This is a genomic window from Microcoleus sp. S13_C3 (genome assembly GCF_036700905.1).
Classification (GTDB): domain Bacteria; phylum Cyanobacteriota; class Cyanobacteriia; order Cyanobacteriales; family Microcoleaceae; genus Microcoleus.
On the sequence record NZ_JAUBPT010000122.1, the window covers coordinates 1 to 7,072 of the forward strand.

A 7,072-nucleotide genomic window follows, 5' to 3' on the forward strand; every position below is an offset into this window, starting at 1 on the left:
TCAGTAGTCAGTAGTCAGTAGTCAGTAGTCAGTAGTCAGTAGTCAGTAGTCAGTAGTCAGTAGTCAGTAGTCAGTAGGAAGAATTACGAATCCCCGATACTTCGGCTACGCGAGCGTACAACTGTCCCAATGCCCAATGCCCAATGCCCCATGCCCAATTACTAATTAGCTTATGTCTTTCCAACGTCCCGATGGCAGACAACCAAATCAAATTCGTCCGATTAGTTTCGATCGACAGTTTACTAAATTTGCTAGCGGTTCCGTGCTCGCAAAAAGTGGCGATACTCAGGTACTTTGCAGCGTGACAATCAAGCCGGGAGTGCCTAGATTTTTGGAGAATACCGGACAAGGTTGGCTAACAGCGGAATACCGAATGTTGCCGGGATCTACACCGCAGCGACAAGAGCGGGAATTTATGAAATTATCGGGACGGACTCAAGAGATTCAGCGGTTGATTGGGCGCAGTTTGCGATCGTGCTTGGATATGCAATTATTGGGGGAACGCACCATACTTGTGGATGCGGATGTTTTGCAAGCGGACGCTGGGACTCGCACGACTTCAATTACGGGCGGGTTTGTGGCTGTGGCTGACGCTTTGAATAAGTTGGTGCAAAAAGGTGATTTGGTGCGATCGCCCTTGATTCGCCAAGTGGCGGCCGTGTCTGTGGGGCTTTTGGAAGGCGAGCCGTTTTTAGATTTGAATTATCTTGAAGATGTGGCGGCTGAAATTGATTGTAATGTGGTAATGAATGGAGATTTGAATATTATTGAAATTCAGGGAACTGCGGAAGAAGGAAGTTTCAGCCGCAGTCAGTTAAATCAAATTTTGGATATGGCAGAAATAGGGATTCAGGAATTGTTGGAGGCTCAGCGGCAGGCTTTGGTTTAGATAATTCGGCGGTTGAAACCGCGTCTACACAAACGAAGTCCGCCTTCGCGGACTAAGAGGGTATTTATATATCCAAAACTAAACTTCGTCGTTCTTACCTATTGCCTTTCGCACTTTCTCCACTTGCTTCGGTGCTTCCATTTCATTGAAGAGTCGAATCGCCTCTTGAAACGCAGTCTGACTCTTCTCGGCATCACCCATCTTTTGGTAAGTTAAGGCAAGTTGATAGTAAGCTTCAGCTAGGTCACATTTCGCGCCGATTTTATAGAGAATTTCGGTTGCTTCTGAATGATGAGAACGCGCTGTTTCATATTCTCCCTGTATGCGATAGAGTTCTGCTAAACCACTTAAAGCTTTCCCCTTAAGCTGAAGGTAGTAGCTGTCTTCAGCGAACTTGATAGCCCTTTGAAACATTTCAAATGCTTTGGGTATTTCCCCTAAGTTTTTATAGGTTAACCCTAAAAATACTAATGCACACCCGTGACTCCAAGGCTGCCACTCAGTTATTGAAATTTCACGATAAGCTTTTTCAGCTAAATTAAGTGCTTCTTGACTTAAACCCAAGCATGAATTACAAAAAGCTAAAAAATAACACGCATCTAGTGAAACAAAATAATGCTCGGAATAGTGAGTTGCTAAGTAACACTCTTCAAAATTTATTTTTGCTGCGTCTATCTCCCAAAGGGATATATACCCATATCCAACGTTTACAAAAGAAACTAAATATAAACCTTTTAATAAGCTTTCTACGTCTTCTTCTTTTTTATATATATCTTTTGAAAAAAGAGCTGCGATTGTCTGGGACTTTTTATGATAATCTATACCCCGATTTGGTTTGCTTTTCGAGTGTATTTCCCCTAGCCATAGATAAAGTTGAATTAGTAAATAAGCATTATTAATTCCTACAAATATTTTATCAATTATTTGGCTGATATCTGAAATAGTCTGTTGCAATAAACCAAGCCGATCTAAACTCCCAGCAAGTGACTCACCTTTATCTCGTTTTGTCCATCTGTTTGGTCTCCAAATTACGAAAACTCCACCTGCCCAATCAAATTCTTTAATTTCAATATAGTGATAATAAGATTCTAACGCTTTTCTAGCATCTGCTACAGTCTCCACAGTATTAACACTATCCGTCCAAAAGTTTGCTGCTTTGCGATTCGCCTCTTCCCAATTTTCACTTGCTCTCAAACGTGCGATTGCCTCTTCCCGAATCATCGGATGCAGCCAATATTCTCGTTTACAACACTCTACCAAAGATCGATTTCGCAGCGATTCAATCACCCGCAGCTTCTGCCCTTCTGGCACATCCCACAACAAACACAATAATCCCTCAGTCGGGACAGTCGGCACATCCTGATAGCGATAGCATCCCAAACGGCAGAGGAGTTGATAAGCTTCTGAGCTAAGTTCTTGCAGGCGATCAAACTGACTGGTTACTAAGTTTTTTAAGTCAGTCTTAACCAACGGATCGCCACTATTCTCGCGCCAATAACCTACCATATCTCCATCAAAATCTGCTTGAATTGCACCGCAGAGGATACCCATTGCTTTCGCATTTCCTCCATAGGCTTTGTGCATCGGGTTCAGTGTGGGAATATCTATATTAATATGGCGACTCATAAAAAATTGCTGCCACGCTTGCTCATCCAATCCGGGCAATAAATAGTGAGCAACATTTACATCAGGTTCGCACAGGCGATCGCGGCTGGTTATCAGCGTCACAGACAGCACATTTGCATCAGCCAAAACTCGCAACAATTCAACATAGCGGCAATGGGGTTCAATAAATCTGCCTTGTCCATCTAGTGCGGGTTCTAAGTTATCAATGAGCACACCTATTTTGCGAGTTTGAAGTTGCCGCTTTAGCCGCCGCAACATCTCCCAAAACTCTCGCCCTGGTTCTTCCTCGAAGTCTTGTTTCAGCCATCCTTCAATTACACTTTCTACAAGTTGGATGTTCTCTTTTTCCTTGGCCATCGGGAGGTGTAGCACTAACTCAAAACCCTGAGAGATGAGATATTCCTCGGCCAAAGTCGTTTTGCCGACACCGCCCGCAGCTTGGATAACGATGATTTTTGCGCCTTGGTTGATATGGGTGTTGAGGGAGGCGATCGCCTTTTCGCGTCCCACAAAATTGTGGTTTGGTATTGAGGGATGTGCGATCGACCCTGTAAGTTCTTGAGAGGGTTTAACTTTTGCAGATTGGGAGCTTGTTTTAGAGACAGTACGGTAATACCTCTCTACTACTGCCTGAAGGTTTCTTTGATTCACCTTCTCTCCACATAAGTTTAGCAGCCGTTGCCACAAGTCATAAGCAGTATTCTTCACCGTCTCGCCTGGATAGCCACTTTTCTCTCCGATCTGAGGATAAGTCATCCCCTCTTTCCCTTTCCAAGCCTCTTGAAAAATAGTGCTTTCAAGGGTATTCAGATTTTTCAGCTTCTTGGCGACAAGTTGCGAGTTAATAAAGTCTAATGCTTGTTCTGCGTCCATATTGCTGTTGGAGGTAGTGCCTGCTTTCTCTACTTTAACCGGCTTTAACCGACTCAGCTATTTTTTCAAATGCCGACTTCACTAAACTTTTACCCACTGACAAGCTTTTAATCAGTCGATAGAGTGTACTTATGGATTGAGTAAGTCCAAGTTTTTTTAAGCATTTTGTGGAGGACTCTAATATGGCAGTTATTTCTGGCGATCCTTGGTATCAGTTTTGGACTAAAGATGATCGGCTTTACGGGACTACCCAAAGTGATTTGATGCGTGGTTATGAGGGCAATGACACCTTAACTGGTGATTTTGGAAACGACAATTTATATGGTGGAAATGGGAATGATTCATTGCTTGGAGGATTTGATAATGACTTTCTTTATGGAGAAAGTGGTAATGATATTTTGCGTGGTCAGCAAGGGTCAGATTACCTAAATGGTGGATCGGGTAACGATGTATTAGATGGTTTTTGGTACAATAAAGGAGGCAATGGAGAAAAGGACACATTACGGGGTGGTGAAGGCTCTGATACTTTTATAATCGGGGATTGGTACGCTAAGGGCTACGAAGGTATGCGGGACTGGGCTGTCATTGAAGATTTTTCAAAATCGCAGGGTGATAAGATCAAAGTCCAAGGAAGCCTCAGTCAATATCAATTGCGCCCTGGTAATCAGTATAATGGCTATTCCATCAATGATACAGCCATTGTTTTAAGTAGCAATCCCAGTGAAGTTTTTGCTGTTGCATTGGGGGTATCGTCATCTAATGGCAGTATTCAACTCTCAACCAGAGATTTCATAGCCACATAAAACTGGAACTTTCAGCCGGAAAAACTTGTTTGCGAAAGTGCGATCGCTCTTGACGGATGAAAAGAGCGATCGAATTGGTTTTGTGGCTTCTGACTCTCGAGCGATCGCTTCTTTATCCCACGCTCTTAAAAAGGGCGATCGCCCTTTCATCCATCCCCGTCCATCGTGGAACGGGCGTCCCGCCTGTGCGACCCCAAGCTTTTAAGCTATAATAGTTGCGTAACGTCGAGGTAAATAAGTAATTGGACAGAATTAATTACACACTGATTTTTTGCTGATTCTTTACTAGACAAGGCTTGTAGCCCAAATTTTTGTGTAATTAATTGTGTCCTACTACTTAAAAAAGTAACATGGATCAAACTTCTACAGTTACAATTAGCAATACATCTTATCAAACCCTCGCAGAAATCTCTGCACTCTCAGGAAAACCAATCGAAACAGTTCTCGAACAAGCAATAGAACAATACCGAAGACAACAGTTTTTAGCAGCAGCCAACCAAGCTTATCTTACCTTACGCGATCGCCCAGAAGCTTGGCAAGAAGAACTTGAAGAACGGGAAGCTTGGGATATCACTTTAGAGGATGATTTAGAATCACATCCGCAAAACCATCACGGGGTGATATATGGCTGATTGACTTGAACCCAACACGAGGAAGAGAGCAAGCTGGCAAGCGTCCCTGTCTAGTGACATCTGTAGATTTATTCAATCAGGGTGCTTCGGGATTAGTTGTCGTACTACCAGTCACATCGAAAGATAAAGGAATTCCCTGGCACGTCGAAGTTAACCCCCCAGAAGGAGGACTTAGACAGCGAAGTTTCATTAAATGTGAAGATGTGCGATGGATCAGTATAGAAAGATTTTTTGAACTGTGGGGTACAGTTTCTCCCACAACATTAATGATGGTAGAAGAAAGACTGCGTATTCTTTTGAATTTATAGCTAAAAAATATTTTTTTAGCTTTCAGACAGATAAATATCCCTTTCATTCCCCAGACTGAATTTGACTCCTCACCCACTGCCTAAACCCTCGACTCATCGACGTTTCACCACATTTTCTTGCATTTCCAAAAATCCCATAATCTCAGAGGGCGACAAAAAAGAAAAGTGAGGAGAAACCTCACGTTCTACATCTTCCAATACAGTTCAGATAAGACACTCAGGGAGAGAAAACCCTGTGAAAAACAGATACGGCGATTTCTTAGCTATGCGCTCTCTTCGGACAAAAAAACATTAACTGAACCGTATTGATTGATATCGAACTAATAACTAAGCTGTTCTGCATCTAAATTGTATTTTTGTGCGGGCGAGACGCCCAACCCCTACTCCCCACAAGAACTTTATCAAATTTTAGTTCACAGTTTAAATGTGCAAAAGCTTAATCACTAATCACTAATCACTACTCACCAAGGACTCCCAATCATCACAAAAGCCGACCAATAATAAGGATGCGACAACTTTAAATCCGCAAACCCTTGCAGCGAAGTCGGCAACTCCACGCCCTCACCCCGACTCAAACCCCGCAATCGGCCACCCTCCAAACGCACATCCCCCCGCAACATCGCAATTTGCGCTTGTCGCAGCGCCGCCCCCTTAATTCGCGCCGTCTTCAACTGCTGGTAAAACTCACTCATCAATCCCAAAGTACCTTCATCACTCACGTACCACAAACTCCCCAAAGCCGTTTGCACCCCCGCTTGCAGCGCCAAACCCCCAAAACCCAACTCCGCCTGTGCATCTCCCACCGCAGTCCGACAAGCACTTAAAACTAATAAATTCACCTGCGGATCATTCAATCTCAAATCCCGCAATTGATCCAGTCGCAGCCGACTATTCCACAACTGAATAAAAGAATTATTCGGTACTCCAGGTCGAAATTCGCCGTGAGTAGCTAAGTGAATAATCCCAAAAGGCCGGCTTTGATGCTGTCGCTTCAAATTCTCCAAAGTGAAACCCTCATTCAGAAAACTGACTCCGGGCCACTCTCTGGAAATAGCGGCTATTTCTGCAGGAACTGCAGGCAAAGGATTCAACTCGGAAAATTCCGAGGCACCCATTGCTAAAACTTGAGAATTTCTGAGATCTACGTAGCGAGTATCTGTTAAATTAATGCTGGGCATCAGGCTGAGATTGTACTTTTCCACCAAAAATTGCTGTCCGTCGTGCAAAGCAGCAAAGGGCATACCTCTCAAACCTCGATCGACAACAAAGGAAATAGTATCGGTTTCGCACTTTTTCAAACTGTCCTCTAAAGGCGCAATCATCCACTTATAAAGCTGTTGCGAAGATGGTAGATAACTCGTAGTAGCCCTGACTCCCGGTTTGGTAATCTCATCCCTGAACTGAGTTACAACTTTCAGAAGTTCTTGCCGGTTCGCTGACGGCACACTTTTGTGAACCACTTCACCGCAAGAAGTGATCAGCATTAAATTTAATTCTTCGGGCTGCGAGAACAGATAAATTAAGCTGGGTTTCGTGCCGGTTTGTGCGCCCACCGATGCTAACTTTTTTTGAATTTCCTCTGGGGATACCAACTCGTTGCTAATGTTGATGCCTAAATATTCCCCGAATTCTTGGCTGAAAGATTTGTCCAGCAGAGACAAAGCTGCCGATATTTGGCCTGCCTCCAAATTCCTGCCGATGTCGCCGCGAAATGCTGACTGAATAACTGAATCTCTGATATTTGAATTGATGAAATTTCTCAGTCCTCTGGGAAATTGCATTCTTTCGGGCGGCATCCTGTCTCCGGGTTTTCCTATATCTCGCGATATTCTGTTTTGGTTCTGCCGCTGTTCGCGACTAAAGGGTTGGTTTGGCTCGAAAAAAAACGCTCGCCCTCTATCAAATCGCGATCTATCCCTTGGTAATATTGGCGGCGAATTG

At 43.7% G+C, this 7,072-nt stretch carries 7 protein-coding genes; 5 read left to right on the top strand and 2 right to left on the bottom strand.

Translation table 11 applies throughout. The features are described 5' to 3' along the window. Positions 1-172 precede the first annotated feature (172 nt). A complete protein-coding gene (gene rph / locus QUA16_RS26420) occupies positions 173-889 on the top strand; it encodes a ribonuclease PH (protein WP_333107201.1) in 717 nt (238 codons plus the stop codon). Between the two features lie 78 nt (positions 890-967). On the opposite strand, the gene QUA16_RS26425 is transcribed toward rph, so the two are convergent. Then, complete coding sequence (locus QUA16_RS26425; RefSeq protein ID WP_333107199.1) at positions 968-3,388, bottom strand: tetratricopeptide repeat protein; 2,421 nt, start codon at positions 3,386-3,388, stop codon at positions 968-970. A 182-nt stretch (positions 3,389-3,570) separates the two neighbouring features. Between QUA16_RS26425 and QUA16_RS26430 the strand changes: the two genes are divergently transcribed. The 4 genes from QUA16_RS26430 (at position 3,571) to QUA16_RS26445 (ending at position 5,131) form a co-directional block, all read left to right on the top strand. Then, positions 3,571-4,191 (top strand): calcium-binding protein, encoded by a 621-nt coding sequence (locus tag QUA16_RS26430; RefSeq protein ID WP_333107198.1) that lies wholly within the window; start codon positions 3,571-3,573, stop codon positions 4,189-4,191. Between the two features lie 25 nt (positions 4,192-4,216). Then, a complete protein-coding gene (locus tag QUA16_RS26435; protein WP_333107196.1) occupies positions 4,217-4,396 on the top strand; it encodes a hypothetical protein in 180 nt (59 codons plus the stop codon). Between the two features lie 145 nt (positions 4,397-4,541). After that, positions 4,542-4,823, top strand: a complete 282-nt coding sequence (locus tag QUA16_RS26440) for a hypothetical protein (protein WP_333107193.1) — start codon at positions 4,542-4,544, stop codon at positions 4,821-4,823. A 5-nt stretch (positions 4,824-4,828) separates the two neighbouring features. After that, a complete protein-coding gene (locus QUA16_RS26445) occupies positions 4,829-5,131 on the top strand; it encodes a type II toxin-antitoxin system PemK/MazF family toxin (RefSeq protein WP_333107192.1) in 303 nt (100 codons plus the stop codon). 461 nt (positions 5,132-5,592) lie between these two features. On the opposite strand, the gene QUA16_RS26450 is transcribed toward QUA16_RS26445, so the two are convergent. Beyond that, positions 5,593-6,927, bottom strand: a complete 1,335-nt coding sequence (locus QUA16_RS26450) for a CHAT domain-containing protein (RefSeq protein ID WP_333107190.1) — start codon at positions 6,925-6,927, stop codon at positions 5,593-5,595. Positions 6,928-7,072 lie beyond the last annotated feature (145 nt).

Excerpts from the sequence above, each read along its gene's own strand:
- QUA16_RS26425 (WP_333107199.1), bottom strand. The coding sequence starts at position 3,388 with ATGGACGCAGAACAAGCATTAGACTTTATTAACTCGCAACTTGTCGCC.
- QUA16_RS26440 (WP_333107193.1), top strand. The coding sequence starts at position 4,542 with ATGGATCAAACTTCTACAGTTACAATTAGCAATACATCTTATCAAACC.
- QUA16_RS26430 (WP_333107198.1), top strand. The coding sequence starts at position 3,571 with ATGGCAGTTATTTCTGGCGATCCTTGGTATCAGTTTTGGACTAAAGAT.
- QUA16_RS26450 (WP_333107190.1), bottom strand. The coding sequence starts at position 6,927 with ATGCCGCCCGAAAGAATGCAATTTCCCAGAGGACTGAGAAATTTCATC.
- rph (WP_333107201.1), top strand. The coding sequence starts at position 173 with ATGTCTTTCCAACGTCCCGATGGCAGACAACCAAATCAAATTCGTCCG.